Origin of the sequence: Actinomadura sp. 6N118, assembly GCF_044326415.1 — a bacterium.
Classification (GTDB): domain Bacteria; phylum Actinomycetota; class Actinomycetes; order Streptosporangiales; family Streptosporangiaceae; genus Spirillospora.
In genome coordinates, this window is the sequence record NZ_JBIRAZ010000013.1 from 53,316 (window position 1) to 71,709 (window position 18,394).

Annotated in this window: 14 protein-coding genes; 6 read left to right on the forward strand and 8 right to left on the reverse strand. The window is 69.8% G+C overall.

Going from position 1 to position 18,394, the window contains the following annotated elements; genetic code table 11:
• Positions 1-9 precede the first annotated feature (9 nt).
• The 5 genes from ACH34W_RS30880 to ACH34W_RS30900 all read left to right on the forward strand — a co-directional run bounded on the left by ACH34W_RS30880 (position 10) and on the right by ACH34W_RS30900 (position 7,970).
• Positions 10-2,157, forward strand: coding sequence for a discoidin domain-containing protein (locus tag ACH34W_RS30880; RefSeq protein ID WP_395964647.1), 2,148 nt, complete (start codon positions 10-12; stop codon positions 2,155-2,157).
• Complete coding sequence (locus tag ACH34W_RS30885) at positions 2,154-4,118, forward strand: glycosyl hydrolase family 28 protein (protein WP_395964648.1); 1,965 nt, start codon at positions 2,154-2,156, stop codon at positions 4,116-4,118. The genes ACH34W_RS30880 and ACH34W_RS30885 overlap by 4 nt, the downstream gene beginning before the upstream one ends.
• Before the next feature lie 50 nt (positions 4,119-4,168).
• Positions 4,169-5,809 (forward strand): carbohydrate-binding protein, encoded by a 1,641-nt coding sequence (locus ACH34W_RS30890; protein ID WP_395964649.1) that lies wholly within the window; start codon positions 4,169-4,171, stop codon positions 5,807-5,809.
• Positions 5,806-7,233 (forward strand): cellulase family glycosylhydrolase, encoded by a 1,428-nt coding sequence (locus ACH34W_RS30895; protein WP_395964650.1) that lies wholly within the window; start codon positions 5,806-5,808, stop codon positions 7,231-7,233. The genes ACH34W_RS30890 and ACH34W_RS30895 overlap by 4 nt, the downstream gene beginning before the upstream one ends.
• A gap of 158 nt (positions 7,234-7,391) precedes the next feature.
• Positions 7,392-7,970, forward strand: coding sequence for a TetR family transcriptional regulator (locus ACH34W_RS30900; RefSeq protein WP_395964926.1), 579 nt, complete (start codon positions 7,392-7,394; stop codon positions 7,968-7,970).
• Between the two features lie 24 nt (positions 7,971-7,994).
• Here the strand turns inward: ACH34W_RS30900 and ACH34W_RS30905 are convergent, their stop codons facing one another.
• Genes ACH34W_RS30905 through ACH34W_RS30920 form a run of 4 tightly spaced genes read right to left on the reverse strand, consistent with a single transcriptional unit; the run spans position 7,995 to position 11,757 of the window.
• Positions 7,995-8,663, reverse strand: coding sequence for a hypothetical protein (locus tag ACH34W_RS30905; RefSeq protein ID WP_395964651.1), 669 nt, complete (start codon positions 8,661-8,663; stop codon positions 7,995-7,997).
• Positions 8,660-9,283 (reverse strand): SigE family RNA polymerase sigma factor, encoded by a 624-nt coding sequence (locus ACH34W_RS30910; protein ID WP_395964652.1) that lies wholly within the window; start codon positions 9,281-9,283, stop codon positions 8,660-8,662. Before ACH34W_RS30910 ends, ACH34W_RS30905 begins: the two co-directional genes overlap by 4 nt.
• Positions 9,284-9,289: 6 nt before the next feature.
• Complete coding sequence (locus ACH34W_RS30915) at positions 9,290-11,014, reverse strand: hypothetical protein (RefSeq protein WP_395964653.1); 1,725 nt, start codon at positions 11,012-11,014, stop codon at positions 9,290-9,292.
• A complete protein-coding gene (locus ACH34W_RS30920) occupies positions 11,011-11,757 on the reverse strand; it encodes a dolichyl-phosphate beta-glucosyltransferase (protein ID WP_395964654.1) in 747 nt (248 codons plus the stop codon). Before ACH34W_RS30920 ends, ACH34W_RS30915 begins: the two co-directional genes overlap by 4 nt.
• A gap of 122 nt (positions 11,758-11,879) precedes the next feature.
• Between ACH34W_RS30920 and ACH34W_RS30925 the strand changes: the two genes are divergently transcribed.
• A complete protein-coding gene (locus ACH34W_RS30925; protein ID WP_395964655.1) occupies positions 11,880-12,848 on the forward strand; it encodes a phosphotransferase family protein in 969 nt (322 codons plus the stop codon).
• On the opposite strand, the gene ACH34W_RS30930 is transcribed toward ACH34W_RS30925, so the two are convergent.
• The 4 genes from ACH34W_RS30930 to ACH34W_RS30945 all read right to left on the reverse strand — a co-directional run bounded on the left by ACH34W_RS30930 (position 12,849) and on the right by ACH34W_RS30945 (position 18,327).
• A complete protein-coding gene (locus ACH34W_RS30930) occupies positions 12,849-13,466 on the reverse strand; it encodes a class F sortase (RefSeq protein WP_395964656.1) in 618 nt (205 codons plus the stop codon).
• Positions 13,453-13,992 carry a hypothetical protein gene (locus ACH34W_RS30935; RefSeq protein ID WP_395964657.1) on the reverse strand — a complete coding sequence of 180 codons (540 nt, stop codon included), beginning with the start codon at positions 13,990-13,992 and terminating at the stop codon, positions 13,453-13,455. Before ACH34W_RS30935 ends, ACH34W_RS30930 begins: the two co-directional genes overlap by 14 nt.
• A gap of 167 nt (positions 13,993-14,159) precedes the next feature.
• Complete coding sequence (locus ACH34W_RS30940) at positions 14,160-16,964, reverse strand: family 20 glycosylhydrolase (RefSeq protein ID WP_395964658.1); 2,805 nt, start codon at positions 16,962-16,964, stop codon at positions 14,160-14,162.
• Positions 16,965-17,133: 169 nt separating this feature from the next.
• Positions 17,134-18,327: an acyl-CoA dehydrogenase family protein gene (locus ACH34W_RS30945; RefSeq protein WP_395964659.1), complete on the reverse strand. Its 1,194-nt coding sequence runs from the start codon at positions 18,325-18,327 to the stop codon at positions 17,134-17,136.
• Between the last annotated feature and the right edge of the window lie 67 nt (positions 18,328-18,394).

The following is an 18,394-nucleotide window of genomic DNA, read 5'->3' on the forward strand; positions in this document are numbered from 1 at the left end:
AAGCCAGCCATGCGACGCCTCTCCCTCAGGGTGCTCGCGATGCTCGCCGCGGTCACGGCGGTGCTCGCCGTGACCGCGGCGCCGCCCGCGAACGCCGAACTGCAACATCCGCGCCAGGCGTTCCTGCGCGGTTCCGTCGGCGGCCTGTTCCTGCACTGGGGCATGCGCACTGCGCCTGCGCACACCAGCTGCAGCGCCTGGGAGGCGGCCGTGACCAACGGTGGCTGGAATCCCTCGTACTGGGTGAACGAGGCCAAGAAGCTGCACACGCAGTACATCGTGCTCGCCACGTTCCACAGCAGGCTCGGCTACGCGCGGCCCTGGCCGTCGGCGATCCCCGGCAGTTGCCGGACCGGCCGGGACTTCCTCGGTGAGCTCATCACGGCGGCCAACGGACAGGGGCTGCGGGTCATCCTCTACATGACCGACGACCCGCAGTGGTGGAACGAGGGCCTGGGCTCGGGGCAGAGCTGGCTCAACTCCTCCGCCTACTCCTCGTACAAGGGCCGCAGCGTCGACCTGCACACCCGTGACGGGTTCGGCGAGTTCTCCTACGACAACTTCGTGGAGGTCATGCAGCGCTATCCGGAGCTGGCGGGGTTCTGGATCGACAACGACAACGCCTACTGGGAGCGCAACGGCCTGTACGAACGGATCCGGCGCGACCGGCCCCACTTCACGCTCAGCAACAACAACGAGGACACGCCGATCATGGACATGATCAGCAACGAGCAGAAGACCGGGATGACGCCGTCGTACGACTACCCGCAGGCCGTCTACACCGCGGCGCCACGGCTGATCGAGGCGGACTTCAAACTGCCCACCAGCGGCGCGTGGTGGTACACGGGCTCGGACAACGCGGTGGACCGCCGGCTGACGTTCGGCCGCCTCATCACCAACGCGGGATCGTCGGTCAAGGCGCTGATGGCGGAGACGCCGATGAAGGCGGGCCGGATGCCGCCCGCGCAGGAGGCCTTCAACAACTTCGCCAACACCTACCTGGAGGACATCTGGGAGTCGCTGCAGGGCACCGAGGGCGGCGGTTACATGTACGGCGGTCTCAAGCCCGGCTTCTGGAACGACGGCGCGCACGGCGTCACGACGATCAGCAAGACCGACGCGGACCTGCACTACGTACACGTGATCACCCGGCCGTCCGGAAGCACCTTGCGGATCCGCGACAACGGCTACAAGGTCGCCGCGGTGACCGACCTGAGGACCGGCGCCCCGGTGAGCTTCGGCCAGTCAGGCGGAACGCTGACGCTCAGCGGCGTGTCGAGCTGGGACCAGTACGACACGGTGTTCAAGGTGGTCACGGCCGGGCGCGAGGGGATCCTGCCGCGTTCCTCCTACACCATGAGCGCGAGCGCCTCGGCGAGCGGTCACCCCGCCTCGCACGCGGCCGACGGTGACTACCTGACCTACTGGGACGCCACATCGGCGCAGCCGGTGTCGTTGCGTTTCGACCTCGGCTCGGCCAAGCAGGTGCGGTACGTCGGCATCAACCAGCGCGAGGACTCCACGACGCACCCCGCATCGGGCTCGGCCCGCATCCGCGACTACCGGGTCTACGTCAGCGACGACGGCAGCGACTGGGGCAGCCCGATCAAGACGGGCACGCTGCCCAACCACCGTGGCATGCAGATCATCGACCTGCCTGTCACCACCGCCCGGCATGTGCGGGTCGAGAAGGTCAACAGCCACGGCGTCGCGCGTCTGCGGGTCGACGAGGCGTGGATCGGCACGGCGTACGCCGGGAACGGTGGTCCGGGCGGCCCCGGCGACCACCAGGCGGAGGACGCGACGATCTCGCAGGGTGTGGTCGAGTCCAACCACGCCGGATTCACCGGCACCGGCTTCGTCAACTACACCAATGTCGCGGGCTCCTACGTGGAGTTCACCGTCAACGCCGCCCAGGCGGGCAACACCACGCTGACATTGCGCTACGCCAACGGCACCACCACGGACCGGCCGATGGACATCGTCGTGAACGGCGCCGTGGTGTCGGCCGCGCGTTCCTTCGCGGGAACGGGCGCCTGGACCTCCTGGGCCACGACCACCATCACGGTTCCGCTCAACGCCGGGGCCAACACGATCAGGGCCACCGCCACCACCGCCAACGGCGGGCCCAACCTCGACAAGATCACCATCGGATGAGGCGAGTGACCCCCATGCGCAGCTACCGCATCCCACCCCTGACGGCTCTCGTCGCACTCGTCGCGGCAGCCGTCCTCGCCATCACCGTGACCGAGGTGGCCACCGCCTCGGCCGCGCCCGCTGCCTCCGCGCGGGCGCCGATCACGTGTCCGTCCGGCGGGCCCTACAGCGTGCGGAGCTACGGCGCGACCGGCAACGGCTCGACCAATGACACAGGCGCCATCAACCGGGCCATCGACGCCGCGTCGGCCGCCGGCGGCGGGGTCGTGCAGTTCCCGGCGGGGACCTACCGGTCCGCGAATTCCATCCACATGAAGAGCAACATCACGATCCAGCTGGACAGCGGCTCGACCATCCTCGGCTCGCCCAACGACGACTACGACCCGCCCGAGCCGAACCCGAACGACGAGTACCAGGACTACGGCCACAGCCACTTCCACAACGCGATGATCTGGGGCGACCGGCTGTCCAACCTGTGCTTCGCCGGCTCGGGCACCATCGACGGCGGCGGCCACCTCATCACCGGCAACCCGGACTCCGGCGAGGCCGACAAGATCATCTCGCTGACCCGCTGCGAGGGGTTGAACGTCAACGGCATCACGCTGCGCCGCGGCGGGCACTTCGCCATGCTCACCAACGCCTGCAACAACATCTCCTCAGACCGGCTGCGCGTCGACACCGCCAGCGACCGGGACGGCTGGAACGTCATCAACGCCCAGAACGTCACCATCACCAACGCCGACATTGAGGCCGACGACGACGCGCTGGCCTTCAAGAGCGACTGGGCGCTGGGCCGGACGTACGACAACGGCCACGCCACGGTCACCGACTCCCGGCTCTCGGCGGGATGTTGCAACGCGCTGATGTTCGGCTCGGAGACCTGCGGCGACTTCACCGACTACCGGTTCGAGCGGATCACGATCAACGGCTCGAACAAGTCGGGTCTCGGCATGGTGTCGATGGACGGGACGACGATCTCCGACGTCCACTACAAGGACATCACCATGACGAACGTGCGCGGCGCGATCATGCAGAAGGTCGGCACCCGCAGGCGATGCGGGGACGGCCCCGGCGTCGGGCGCATCCAGAACATCACCTACGAGAACGTCACCTCGTCCGGTCAGAGCAGCAACAACTTCACCGCGACGCTGTGGGGCGAGTCGGGCGCGAACAACCGGATCCGCGACGTCACGTTCACCAACGTCGACCTCACCGTCCCGGGTGGGAACGGCTGCATGGGCACCGGCGTGCCCAGCAACGACCCGAACAACTACAACCCGGTGAGCATCGGAACCCGGCCCGCGTACGGCTGGTACATCCACAACGCCCACGACATCAGGTTCGTGGACAGCTCCGTCCAGTTCGCGAGCAACGACTGCCGTCCGGCGGTGATAGCCAACACCGGCAGCGGCGTCTCGTTCGAGCGCTTCACGGCCGAACGCGGCAGCAACAGCCCCTTCGACATGGGGTTCCAGTCCATCACCGGCTACTGCGTCGCCGACAGCTCCAACACCGGCGGCGGGACGCTCCGGACCAGCACGGCCGGCGGCTCCACCCAGGAGTGCACCCCGGCGCCCGGCAACCGGTTCGAGGCCGAGAACGCGACGATTTCGCAAGGCGTGGTGGAGTCCAACCACGCCGGATTCACCGGCGCTGGCTTCGTCAACTACACCAATGTCGCGGGCTCCTACGTGGAGTTCACCGTGAACGCGGCGCAGGCAGGCACTATGCCGCTCACTTTCCGCTTCGCGAACGGCACGACGGTCAACCGGCCGATGGACATCACCGTCAACGGCGTCCTCGCTTCCGACGAGCTCGCGTTCCCGGGCACCGGCTCCTGGCCGAACTGGACGACCACGAGCATCACCGTTCCGCTCAACGCGGGCGCCAACACCATCAGGGCGACCGCTACGACGGCCAACGGCGGACCCAACCTCGACCATCTCGCCCTGCCCGGCTGACACCTGCCCCGCCTGACACTGCCCGCCTGATCCCCCACCAGGAGGCCGCCGTGCCCTGTGCCTGGAAAACCCATGCCCGGAGAACATCCGCGGCCCTGACCGCTCTCACCCTGCTGGCCGCCTCCGGTGTGGTCACGACAGGAAGGGCCAGCGCGTACGGCGCGCCGGCCCAGTCGGCGATCGCCTTGGAGAACGGCCTCGCCCGAACACCCCCGATGGGGTTCAACAACTGGAACACCACCGCCTGCAGACCGGACTTCAACGAGGCGATGGTCAAGTCGATCGCGGACATCTTCGTCTCGCGAGGGCTCAAGGATGTCGGCTACGAGTACGTCAACATCGACGACTGCTGGGCGGAGCCCCAGCGTGACGCGAACGGCAACCTCGTGCCCCACCGGACGCGGTTCCCGAACGGCATCAAGGCCGTCGCCGACTACGTGCACTCCAAGGGACTCAAGTTCGGCATCTACACCTCGGCGGGCACCAAGACCTGCAACGGCGCGGGCGGGTTTCCCGGCGGCCTCAACAACGAGCAGCGAGACGCCAATCTCTTCGCGAGCTGGGGCGTCGACTACCTGAAATACGACAACTGCAATAACCAGGGCGTAGACGCGCAGTTGCGCTACACCCGCATGCGCGACGCTCTCGCCAACACCGGCCGCCCCATCGTCTACTCCATCTGCGAGTGGGGGAGGACCGGCCCGCCGCGCGTCTGGGAGTGGGGCAAGGACGTCGGCAACCTCTGGCGTACGACAGGCGACATCAGCGACAACTGGACCAGCATGATCGGCAAGGCCCAGGCCAACCGCAGCCTGACGCGGTACGCCGGGCCGGGGCACTGGAACGACCCCGACATGCTGGAGGTCGGCAACGGCGGTATGACCCCGGCCGAGTACCGCACCCACTTCAGCCTTTGGGCCGTCATGGCCGCCCCGCTGCTGATCGGATCCGATCTGCGTGAGGTTTCCGAGGACACGTTCACGATCCTCAAGAACACCGACGTCATCGCGGTCGACCAGGACAAGCTCGGCCGCCAGGCCACCGTCGTCAGCGCCTCCGGCGGCCACGTGGTCTACAGCAAGGTCCTGGCGAACGGTGATCGCGCCGTGGCCCTCTCCAATGAGACCACCGCTACGGCGACGATCGGCACGACGGCGGCCGCGATCGGGCTCGGCGGCTCGGCCTCGTACACGCTCAAGGATCTATGGACGAAGTCGACGCGGACGAGCACCGGAGCCATCAGCGCCTCCGTGCCCGGCCACGGCACCGTGCTCTACCGCGTATCCCGAGACGGCACGTCGAAGCGGTACGAAGCCGAGGACGCCACGTTCGTCAGCGGCAGCACCGTCGACCGCAACCACTCCGGCTACTCAGGCACGGGATTCGTCAACACCCCCAACGCCACCGGCAGCTACGCCCAGTTCACGGTGAACGCGACGCAAACCGGACGGCACACGCTCGCCTTCGACTACGCCAACGCGGGCACCGCCGACAGGCCCGCCTCCCTGAGCGTGAACGGGACGGCCACCGGCACGGTCCCGTTCACCCCCACGGGTGCGTGGAGCCTCTGGCGCACCGCCACGGTGACGGTGAACCTGAACGCGGGCGCCAACACGATCCGTCTCACCGCCACCGGTACGGGCGGCCTGCCGAACCTTGACTACCTCGACACCCTGGAGGTCGGATCATGAGAAGGCGAGCGATCGCGCGCCTGACCGCCGTTCTCGCAACGGTGGCACTGCTGGCGCCCATGCGAGTCCCGGACGCCGCCGGCGCCCCGGCGCGGTACGAGGCGGAGAACGCCACCGTCTCCCAAGGGGCGGTGGAGTCCAACCACGCCGGCTACTCAGGGAGCGGATTCGTCAACGGCACCAACGCGACCGGCAGCTACGTGGAATGGACGGTGAACGCCGCGTCGGCCGGAAACGCCGACCTCGCGATCCGGTATGCCAATGGGACGACGGCGAACCGCCCAATGGACGTCGCCGTGAACGGAACGGTGGTGTCGGCGGGCCGGGCGTTCGGCGGCACCGGCGCCTGGACCACCTGGGCCACCTCCACCCTCACCGCTGCGGTCAACGCGGGCGCCAACACCATCCGGCTGACCGCCACCACCAGCACCGGCGGGCCCAACCTCGACTACCTCGACGTCGACATGGGTGGGACACCGAACCCCGGCACGCCCGTCCAGGCCAACGGACAGCTCAAGGTCTGCGGGACCAAGCTGTGCAACCAGCACGGCCAGCCGATCCAGCTGCGCGGCATGAGCAGCCACGGGCTCCAGTGGTACCACCAGTGCCTCAGCACCGGCTCGCTCAACGCGCTGGCGCAGGACTGGAAGGCCGACGTCCTGCGGATCTCGATGTACATCCAGGAGGGCGGGTACGAGACCAACCCGCGCCTGTTCACCGACCGGGTGCACAACCTCATCGAACAGGCCACCTCGCGCGGCATGTACGCGATCGTCGACTGGCACATGCTCAGCCCCGGCGACCCCCACCACAACCTCGCCAGGGCCAAGACGTTCTTCACCGAGATCGCCCAGCGGCACAACGGCAAGAACAACCTTCTCTACGAGATCGCCAATGAGCCGAACGGGGTGAGCTGGGCGAGGATCAAGAGCTACGCCGAGAACCTCATCCCGGTCATCCGCCAGAACGACTCCGACACCCCGATCCTGGTCGGCACCCGCGCGTGGTCGTCGCTCGGCGTGTCCGACGGGGCCAGCGAGACCGAGATCGTCAACAGCCCGGTGAACGCGTCCAACATCATGTACACCTTCCACTTCTACGCGGCCTCGCACGGCTCGGAGTACCTGAGCACCCTGTCGCGGGCGGCGGACCGACTGCCGATCTTCGTGACCGAGTTCGGCACGCAGACGGCCTCGGGTGACGGCGGCAACAACTTCACCCGGTCGCAGCAGTACCTCGACCTGATGGCGAGCAAGAAGATCAGCTGGACGAACTGGAACTACTCCGATGACTCCCGGTCCGGCGCCGTCTTCAAGGGCGGCACGTGCCCGAACGGTCCCTGGACGGGGACCGGGCCGCTGAAGCCCGCCGGGGTCTGGGTGCGGGAGCGCACCATGACCCCGGACGACTTCCCGGCAGGCTGACCCGAACTCCGGTGCCGCCCCCGCCCGGAGGCGGCACCGGACCGTATTGGACATCACGTCAGTGACTCTGATCGCAGCGGCCACCATCGTGACGATCTCGGCTCCGTCATGGCGTACGGTTCTCACCATGACGACTACGGGGACGGCGGCGTGCCCTGCTGGAGGCGGCCGACCAGGTCATCCAGCGCGAAGGACCGGGGGCGTCGATGGCCTCCATCGCCGCCGAGGCGGGGATCAGCAAGCCCATCCTCTACCGGCACTTCGGCGACAAGAGCGGCCTCTACCAGGCGCTGGCCGAGCGGCACACCCGCAAGCTGATCGAGGGCGTGCAGGAGGAGTTCTCCCGGGCGACCTCGATCCGGGCCCGCACCCGTTCGACGATCGACACCTATCTGTCGACGATCTCGGCCAACCTGAACCTCTACCGGTTCCTCATGCACCGGGCCAGCGCCGAGGACGCCGCCACGCACGGCGCGATGAGCACCATGATCCGGGGGCTCAGCCGGGAGCTGGCCGAGGTCATGATCGCCGAGAGCGCGCTGACGGACCGCACCCGCGCCTACGTGTGGGCCCACGCGGTCGTCGGCATGGTGCAGACCGCCGGGGACTGGTGGCTCGACCACGCCGACGAGGTGCCGCGCGAGACCGTGGTGGACAGCCTCGCCGACCTCATCCTGGGCGGCCTGCCGGCCGCCACCGCGTCGTCCCCCCACGTCCTGGAACTGTTCAGCGAATGACGACCCCCGAGGGGGATCGTGTGCTCAGGCCGCCGGGAGGACGCTCTCAGCGACGTGCCGGGCCCGGACCTCGGTCACTCCGGGGCCCTTGAGGGACACGAAACCCCACGCGCCGGGCTTCCACTCCCACGCCAACTCCACCGCGCCGGGGCGGAGCAGCGCCGGAGCCAGCCGGACCGCCCGGCGGCCGTGCACGGCTTCGACGGCCGGGCCTTGGGGCTCACCACCGGCGAGGCCGTCTGGCAGGTGGCCCTTGGGATACATCAGCACGAGCCCGTCGGCGCCGCGCAACGGCCCGTTCGGTACCTCCGGGCGCAGCACGATCCGCTGGACGAAGGCACCGGGCTCGTACGAAGCCGGAGTGAAGCCGCCCCCTGAACCCACCCGGAACTCCTGCCGCCGGTCATCGAACCGTTCGCCCGGCGGCCCGGCCGGGCCGGGCTCCGGGCCGGGATCGGTGCCGAAGCCCGCCCGCCCGAGCAGGGTGGAGACGAGCACGATCACGATGACCGCCAGGGCCCCGGCAGCAGAACCCGCCGCGCGACGGACGCGGACCTTCCGCCGCCCCGTCCGCACGGCCCGCGCCGGATCGACGGTGTCGAGGCCCTGCGGCGCGAAGTCCCGGAGCGCGCCGAGCAACCGCTCGGCCTCGGCTGCGGCCTCCGCCTCGCGTTGGTGATCGTTCTCGCTCATCGCGGCTCCTCCCTTCCCAGAGTGCCGGGGATCTGGTCGCCCAGCAGCGTGCGCAGCCTGGCCAGCCCGTGGGATGTCTGGCTCTTGACATTGCCCTCCGAGCAGCCGAGGACTCTCGCCACCTCGGCCACCGGCAGGTCGCACAGGAACCGCAGCACCAGCACGGCCCGCTGCTTCGGCGGGACCCTCTCCAAGGCCGTGTGCACCACCGTCCGGGTTTCGATATCCGGTCCGGCCGCAGCCTGCACGGCCGGCATGTCCCGCGGGCCACCGGTGAGCCGCACGCGCGCCCAGCCGAGGCGCTGCTCGTTCAGGAACGACCGCACCAGGATCGTACGGACGTAGGCGTCGAGATCGTCGGCTGACCGGGCCCGCCGCCAGTGCACGTACAGGCGCGTGAGGGCCGTCTGCACGATGTCGTCGGCGCGGTGCGGGTCCCGGCAGAGCAGGTGGGCGATCCGGCGCAGCCCCGGCAGCGCGCCGGTCACGTACTCCACGTACTGCCGCTCGTCCTCCGCCCGCATATTCGCCCGCAAACCGGCCCTCCGCCGCCTCTCCTCGCCCTCGCCGTTCCATGAGACGCGCTCGGGCGGCACGAAGATCGGATGTTCCATCGCCATACCGGGTCACCTCGCCGTCTCGCGTGTGATCGGCCGCACGTCCCACACCCAGACGCCGTTCTCGAACCGGCCCGGTCCGAGCAGCAACTGGAGCGTCTCGTACAGCACCTTCCACTGCTGATGCGGCCCGAGGACGACGGCGTCCGCCCGCCAGTAGGCGAGATCGGCCCGGAGCGCCGCGCGCTCAGCGTCGCCTACGACCGGGACGGCCTTGTCGTCGCGGGCCTGGCGCAGCAGGACCGATGTGGGCCGGGGAGGAGCCCCGTACACGCCTTCCCGCTGCGGGCCGTACGGGCCTACGAAGTAACCCTCGGGCAGCGTGAAACCGAACCCGGCCTTCGCCTGCCAGTGCAGCGCCGAGGCGTCGCCTCCGTTCGGCGGAGGCACTGGCACGAGGGTCCGCCCCTCACTCACGTACCGCCGCCATGTCCCGTCTGTGAAGAAGCGCGGCGTCTCGGGCCGGTCGCTCGCCGCCAGCGGCTTGGGTGCGATCGGCACCAGCGCCTGGGCGAGCACCACACAGCAGGCCGCACTTGTCCACCGCTCAGGCGTGAAAGACCGGACGCGGTCGATCGCGAGCGCCAGCAGCAGCCCGATCGCCGGCACGCAGATCATCGCGAGCCTCGACTCGATCACCGATTCGAGCAGCGGCAGCCGGGCCGCCGGCAGCCAGGGGCCCGGGATGCCCGTGGGACGCCCGTCAAGGATGATCTCCGGCCCCAGCGACAGCAGGACGGCGGCCGCCAGGACGACACCGAGGGCCCGGGCCACCACGAGGTGGCGCAGCCAGATCAGAAGCACGGCGACGAGGATCACCAGCGGCAGGCCGAAGAACGCGTTCTGCTCGGTGGGGCTGGCGGCGAGCGGGCCCGGCTCGGCCGTGTGCCCGGCCAGCGACTGGCGGGCGAACGCGGTGAACTGGAGGACGTCATTGCCCCACGGCCCGTGGACGAGCCCGTCGTAGCTTTGCCGCCCAAAGAACTGCCGGGTCAGCGGGTACGCGACGAGCGGCACGGAGACCAGCGCGGCCACCCCCAGGCCGCCCGCCAGCCGCCCGGCCGCCGCGTGCACCGCGTCCGGCCGCAGGACGGCGTAAGCGGCTGCGAAGAACGCGAGGCCGATCGCGGTCAGCAGGAGCGGTTCCTCGCCGAGATAGATCTGGTAGGCGCCAAGTCCGCCGAGCACGGCGCCGTCGCGCAGGACGCGGCCGTCCCGGGTGAGGCGGACGAGCCGCCCGATGATGAACGGGATCACGAACAGGACGACGAAGTTCGGATGGGCGTTGGCATGCGAGACCATCGGCGGCGCGAAGGCGCAGAAACCGCCCGCCACCCCCGCCGCCGCTTGGGAGCCGTGCAGGTGGCGGCGTACGAGCCGGTACCACGCGGCCGCCGTTCCGGCCAGGCCGAGCGTCAGCACCAGCGCCCACGTCACGGAGGGGCCGAACACCAACGTCACCGGCGCCAACGGGATGGAGAGCCCGAGCATGACGGTGTTGGCCATGAGGTTCACGCCGTCGGGATGGTTCTGCAGAGTGGTGAACAGCGGGTCGTCCAAGCGGATCACCGCCCGTGCGGTCACCGCGAAGAACCACTCCCACTGGTTCTGGTCCTGGCCGCCGTCGACGAGGTAGCGCCGGTCAACGTCGGCCCACAGCCGCCAGAACAGCGCGAAGGCCCCCGCCACATAGCCCGCCATCACGGCGGCCGGTCCGATCATGCGGTCGATCACGCGGCCGCCCGCAGCGGGACCGGCGCCGTCACAGCGGGGCGTGGGCGGCCATGCGACCGCCGGATGCGGACGATCTCCGCGACGATCCGCAAATAGTCCAGCGGCCGGAACTTCGACCCCGGGCGGTGGCTCCATTCCACCGGCACCTCGGCGACGGGCCATCCCGCCTTCGCGAACAGGCAGAGGATCTCCACGTCGAACGCCCAGCCGTCGATCACGGCGTCCAGGAAGGCCGCGCGGGCCTTGGCGCCGTCGAAGAGCTTGAAGCCGCACTGGGTGTCGGTGATCCCGGGGGCGACCAGCAGGCGGATCAGGGCGCCGCCGAGGCGCGCGGGGAGTTCCCGCAACGGATGCCTCCGCCCGCGCGGGCGGGAGCCGATGGCGGCGCCGTAGCCAGGGCGGAGTGCACCGAGGAGCCGGGCGAGCTCCGCGATGGGCGTCGCCAGGTCGGCGTCGCTCAGCAGCACGAGCCGGCCGGCGGAGGACAGCACTCCGGTCCGCACCGCGTGCCCCTTCCCGCGGTTGTCCGGGGTGCCCAGCAGCCGGATCCGCGGGTCCCGGCGCGCGGCGGCCCCGACCAGCCGCCGGGTGCCGTCGGTGGACCCGTCGTCGACGACGATCAGCTCCCAGCTCACCGGGCATGCGCCCAGGTGGTCCCGCAGTGCGGCGAGGGTCGCGGGCAGCCGGGCCTGCTCGTTGTAGACGGGGATGACCACCGTGAGGTCGACCGTGGCTCTGTTCACATCCCGGGGACCACGCCGGTCGCGGAGACGGTTGTATGACGTAGGTCACATGCGCCGGTACGGCCGATCGCTGCCAGGATGGGAAAGCGATCACTTATTTTCTGATCGGGAGGAGGCCCGGGATGGAGCTGGAGCGGCTGGCCGGCCCGCTCGCCGATGTGCTCGCCGAGCGCTACGGCGCCAGTGTCCAGGTTCGCGGGCTGCGCCGGGGCAGTGGCGGTGCCTCCCGTGTGACCTGCGGATTCGAGGCCGTCACTGAGACAGGCGAGGCTCACCCGCTGATCCTCCGGCTCGCCACCCAGGGCGCGATGGCAGGTGGGCCGCTGTCGCAGGAGGCCGCACTGATGAGTGAGGCGGGCGCGGCCGGAGTGCCCAGTCCCGAGGTGATCGCCGCCGGGGACGCGGGCAGCGCGCTCGGCGCCGAGTTCGTGGTGATGGAACGGGTGGAGGGCGAGACGATCCCGCGCAGGATCCTCCGCGACCCCGCCCTGGCGGACGTGCGGCCCCTGCTGGCAGGTCAGTGCGGCGAGGTCCTCTCGGCGATCCACCGCATCCCCGTCGCCCGCGTTCCGCAACTGGAGCAGGCCGACCAGCTGGAGGCTTGGCAGGCGGTCTTGGACGCCATCGGCGAGCCGCATCCCGCGCTCGAGTTCGCGTTGCGCTGGCTGACCCGCAACCGCCCGCCCGCACACCGGTCGGTCGTGGTCCACGGCGACTTCCGCAACGGCAACCTGATCGTCGGCCCCGACGGCATCAGGGCGGTGCTCGACTGGGAGCTGGCCCACCTGGGCGATCCGCTGGAAGACCTTGGCTGGCTGTGCGTGAAGGCCTGGCGGTTCGGGGCCGAGCCCCCGGTCGGCGGGTTCGGGACGTACGACCAGCTGATCGAGGCGTACGAGAAGGCCGGTGGCGCCGAGGTGGACCGCGTGGCGCTGCGATGGTGGGAGATGTTCGGCGTGGCACGCTGGGCGATCATCTGTGTCATGCAGGCCCAGCGGCACCTCAGCGGCGGCGAGCGCTCGGTCGAGCTGGCCGCGCTGGGACGCCGGGTCGCCGAGAACGAATGGGATCTGCTGCGGATGCTCCCGTGATCACCTGCCGCCGGCGAGATGGGCGTAGACGATGACGTTGTCGCGGTACGAGCGCTCCTTCTTGTCGTAGGCGCCGCCGCACGTCACCAGGCGCAGACCCGCATAGCGGACGTCCCCGTAGACGCGGTCGCGCGGGAACTCCCACTTGTGGATCTGCTCGACGGCGTCCACCCGGAACAGCGCCTTGCTCCCGTCGCGGCGGAGCACCCTGATCCGCGCGCCCGGCCTGAGCGTATGGAGCTCGTAGAAGACCGCCGCGCCGTCCAGGTCGTCGTAATGGCCCAGCACCACCGCCGAGCCCCGGCTGCCCGGCGCGGGCCCGCGCTGGTACCAGCCTGCGTGACCCGAGCGCTCGAACGGCGGGACCTGCACGGTCCCGTCCTGCTTCTTGTCCAGCCGCATCACCGGCGCGTCCACGCCGATCTCCGGGATCTCCAGCCGCTCCGGCGGCGACGCCGGAAGCTCCGGGCCGTCCGGGATGTTCCAGATCGCCCGTGGCCCGCCCTGGCCGCGGTAGTCCGGCTGCCCGCCCGGCTCCTTCACGCCCTGGCCCACGGCCACGGCGCCGAACACCGCCAGGCCGACGGCGATCAGGTAGCCGCCGTTACTCTCGCCCACGTGCCCTGGACCGGAGCAGTGCCACGCCGCCGATCCCCATCGCGCCCGCGAACATGGCCAGCCCCAGCCCCGTCCAAGGAGGTCCGGGTCGCTGGGTCCCGCCTCCGCCGGTCTTGACCCAGCCGTCCGGCTTGCGCTCGCGGTCCCTCGACTTGTGCTTCTCGATCTGGATGCGGCCGGTCTGGGGGTAGCCGGACGGGATGCACTTGGAAATGAGCGTGTACCGGCCTGGCTCCACCTTCTTCACCCTCGCCTGAATGCTGAAGTAGCCCGTACTGACCGCGCCCCTGCCGCTCGCCGGACCCGAGACGCTGACGAACGTGTCGTTGTCCCTGCAGCCGCCTGACACCGTGATCGTGTCGCCTGCCCGCGCCGTTCCCGGGTCGATCTCGAGGTCGTCGGCCCATGCCACCGGTACCGCCAGCATGGTGCCCGTGAGCACGGTGTTCGTGAGCATGGTGCCCGCGAGCACCGCCGTGCAGATGACGGCCGCCCTGGTACGCACCTGCTTCCCCCCGAGACTCATGGCGCCGCGGGGGTCCTGCCCCGCTCCGGCGATGATTCCCGGCGGGGTGCCCGGCCAAGGCCGCGTTGGAGGGATCTTTAACGACTCTTACCGGCGCGGAGAGGCCGGGCCACCCGGTGGGGGCAGGGGCCCGGCCTCTCTTCATTTCTCTCTATCCGGTCACTCGATCACTGGAGGAGGCGCCATGACCGGGGCGAGAGGTCCGGGGCCTGGCCGGTGGTGCGGGCCTTCGCCGTGAAGATCTCTCCCTGGTGGGTCACCAGGGAGCCCGCCTGGTAGGCGGTGCCGCCCTGCCAGACGGGCACGCCCACCGGCGAGATGCGGCTCGTACGGCCGTCGGCGGTTCGCGTCCGGGTCAGCACGGCCGAGCCGGCACTGACCGGGCCGTTGTACGGCCGCCAGCGCACGCCGTCGGTGGAGTACTCGATCGCCAGCCCGGGGTTGCGGACGTTGGCGGTGAGCGTGCCGCCGGAGATCTTCGCGCCGGGCAGCGGGACGCGGTAGTTCACGCCCTCGCCGCGCAGGCCGACCGGCTTGTAGGACGACAGCAGCGGGAAAGTGGACTGCCCGAGAGTGTTGTTGAAGACGTCCCACGCCGCAGGCATCTCGGCGGTGCCGGGGGTCCTGCGGTTCCAGGCCCGCTCGGCCACGCCGAGGAGCTTGGGGAACGCCTGGTACTCGCGGAGCTCGGGGGTCTTGCCGTTCTCGGCCCACAGCTGGGCTTCGAGTCCGAGGATGTTCTTCTTGCCGGTCTCGGTGAGCTTCACCCAGTTCGGGTCGGGAGTGACCGGGCCGCCCCATCGCGTCTCGGTCGCGTTCGCATACACGTTGAACGGCTGGTAGGTGAACGTGCTCTTCTCGTCCACATAGGCGGCCCAGTAATAGCCGGGCTCGTCCGGGTCCTTGTTGTAGGCCAGGTCCATGTAGAGGTTCGTCGCGTGCGCGAGGATCACCGGCGTGCCCTCGTTGGCGAACCTGTAGGCCCAGTCCTCACGGCCCCAGCCCCAGACGTTCTGCCAGGGGAGCGGCGCGAAGTTCTTCAGCCGCAGGTCACGGGCCGGGTCGGTGACGTCCTCCCAGCCCGCCGTGGTCTTGGCGACCTTCTGCGCGATGCCGTTCCACTTGGTGAAGAACAGGTCCGCGAGCTGCTCGCCGCTCTTGCCCGCCGTCTCGGGGTTCTTCTGGCAGGCGGGCGAGCCCGACCACCAGCCGGTGGGCGGCCCGGGGGGCTCGTCGCCGCCGAGGTGGATCCGGTTGAGCGGAGCCTTGGCGTCCGCGTACATCTTCCCGACCTCGGTCATGACTTTGGTGAGGAACGCGTAGGTGTTTGGGATGCACGGGTTGGCGAGGTTGTCGTTGTAGTACTGCACGCTGACGTGCTGCGAGGTGTCGGCCGGGTCGAGCAGGCGGTACGTGTCGTCCTTGGTGCGCTGGTAGCGCCGCTCCATCGACTGCACGGCCGCGCGGGCGTGCGCGGGGAAGTTGAACTCGGGCACGACCTCGATGTGACGCTCGGTGGCGTACGCGAGGATCTCCTTGAAGTCCCGCGCCGAGTAGTGGCCGGTGCCCTTGCCGACGAAGTTGGACATCGACTGCTCGAAGCTCTGGTACGCGGGTGTGCGACCCAGGTTCGCCTCGGTCTCGCCGCCGGGCTTGCCGCCGACGCCGTCACCGCCGCCGAGGTCGTTCACCGAGCCGAATCCCTGGTGCAGCGCGTTCTTCTCGGGCAGGTCCAGCGCCCGTTTCGAGCCGAAGCCGGTGAGTTCGGGCAGTCCGGGGATCTCGACCCGCCAGCCCTCGTCGTTGGTCACGCCGAAATGCAGCCGGTTCATCTTGGTGAAGGCCATCAGGTCCAGGAACTTCTTGATGGTCTCCTTGGTCTCGAAGTGCCTGGCCACGTCGATGTGCAGGCCGCGGTAGCCGAACAGCGGCGCGTCGGCGACCGACGCCCGCGGGACGGCGACCGTGCCCGCGCCGCCGGTCTTGTATGCGGCGGCGGGGATCAGCTGCCGCAGAGTCTGGATGCCGTAGAGCACGCCGGCGCGATCGGTGCCGGCGATGTCCACGCCCTTGCCGGAGCTGGTGAGGGTGTAGCCCTCGGGGTCAGCCTTGCCGTCGCGGTCGACGTCCAGCTTCGGGTCGAGGCGCAGCGAGATGGGCGCGCCGCCGCCCGTGGCCACGTCGCGCAGCGCCGACTTCAGGTATCCCGCCTCACCGCGCAGGGCCGCCGCGGCGCTGATGGGCGAAGAACCGCCGATCCGCACGGTGCCGCCGGTGGCTGTCGCGGACAGGGGCTGCGGGAGGATCCGCTGCTGGAGCGTCAACTGCCGCCTGCCGGAGGTGTTCTCGGCGAATCGGGTGGCCGCGGACTGCACAGGGCGCACGTCGCCGGAGAAGGCTTTGGTCTGCTTCGGGTCGGCGGGATCGAGCAGGGTCTTGGACGGCACCCACCGGGGCTTGCCGTCGCCGTACGCGATGCTCCACCCGCCTGGCCCGTCCGACTTGTGGGTCGCCCAGAGCTCGATGTTCATGTCGATCTTACGGCGTTCGCCGGTCGCCACCGGCGTGAACGTGCCCGTCGGCTTGAGCGCGTAGAAGTCGCCGCTCTGGGCCCGGTCCGCACGGGCCACCGACAGGCCCTGGTCGGCGAGCTGCTTGCGCGCGATGTCGCCCGCGGCGCCGGTGAGGACGGCGGCGGGCTGGCGGACGGAGCTGAAGTACATCGTCCATCCGCCGGCCAGCGAGCACCGGCGGTCGCCGTTGGCGAGGGTCAGCCGCGCCAGGAAGTAGCTGGCGTCGGTGACGGTGTGGTCGGCCGGCTGGTAGGTCATCAGCAGGTCGCGGGCGTCCGGGGTACAGGCGGCGGACGCGGCGCGGGGGGTGGAGGCCACGGCGAACGTCGCGGCGAGCGCGGCGGCGGCGACGACGGCTGTGGACCTTCTGGTGATCTTGAAAGCAGTAGGGGGTGTCATGGCAGCGTGACCGCTTTCCTGGAATCGGCGTCGATCTCAGCGGCATGAATCGAATAGGAAAGTAACCTATCTATTTGCCGTGAGCCCAGCGCCTGATCCGGCCACGCGGAAAAGCGCAGGCCGGGACGGGCTGGCCGGAGCCGGTCACCAGGGAGATCTTGACGGAGTCTCAGCGCAGGCCGAACTCCCAGTTGCGGCCCTCCTTGTACTCCTTGAGGATCCGCCGCGCGGTCGTGGTCACGTGGACCTCGTCCGGGCCGTCGAAGATGCGCCCGGCACGGGCGTGCCGGTACATGTGGTCGAGCGGCGTGTCAGGGGTGAGCCCCTGCGCCCCGTACACCTGGATGGCACGGTCGATGACGTTGTGCAGCATGCGCGCGGCCGCCACCTTGATGACGCCGATCTCCACGCGCGCTTGGTCACCCTCGTCGATCTTGTGGGCCGCGTGCAGCGTCAGCAGCCGTGACGACTGGATCTCGGCGTACGAATCGAAGACGTGCTGCTGCAGGAGCTGCTTCTTGGCGAGCGGCTCACCGAAGGCGGTGCGTTCGTGCAGCCGCGCGCACATGAGGTCGAACGCGCGCTGCGCCTGCCCCAGGAAACGCATGCAGTGGAAGATCCGGCCGGGCCCGAGGCGTTCCTGGGCGATGACGAAGCCGTGCCCGCGCGGTCCCAGCAGGTTGTCCTTCGGCACCCGCACCTCGTCGTACAGCACCTCGCAGTGAGCGCCGTCCAGCCCGAGCACCGGGGTGTCGCGCACGATCGTGTAGCCGGGGGTGTCGGTCGGCACGAGGATCATGCTGAACGAGAGGTAGGGCGAGGTGCCCTCGGTCTCCGTCCGGCACATCACGGTCGTGTACGCGGCGCGGCTCGCAAGCGTGGTGAACCATTTGCGGCCCCGGATCACCCACTCGTCGCCCTCCAGGGTGGCGGTGGTGGTGAGCTGCGTCGGATCGGAGCTGGAGATCCCCGGCTCGGTCATCGCGAAGCTCGGATTGATCTCCGCCTGCACCAGCGGCTTGAGGAAGCGGTCGCGCTGCGGTTTGCTCGCGTACCGGTGGAGCATCAGCGAATCCTGCAGGGTGTAGGTGCCGAGCGCGAGCTGGCCGAACTCGCTCCGCCCCTGCACCTCGTTGACGTACACGTAGTCGAGGAACGGAAGCCCGCCACCGCCGAGCTCCTTCGGGTGGCCGAGTGCCCACAACCCCTCGGACTTGGCCTGGCGCTGGAGGTCGGCGAGCGCCTCCGCCGCCTCCTCCCCACCGCTCTGCAAGACCGGCTCGGCGGGCTCGACCCGTTCGGTCATGAAGGCGTGAACGGCGTCGCGGATCGGCCGCACGGACGCGGGCACCTCAAAGCTCATGATCCCTCCTCGGTCTAGAATCGCATTCTGTCCCCTTTCTCGGTGGGGGGCGACCCCCCCATGATCC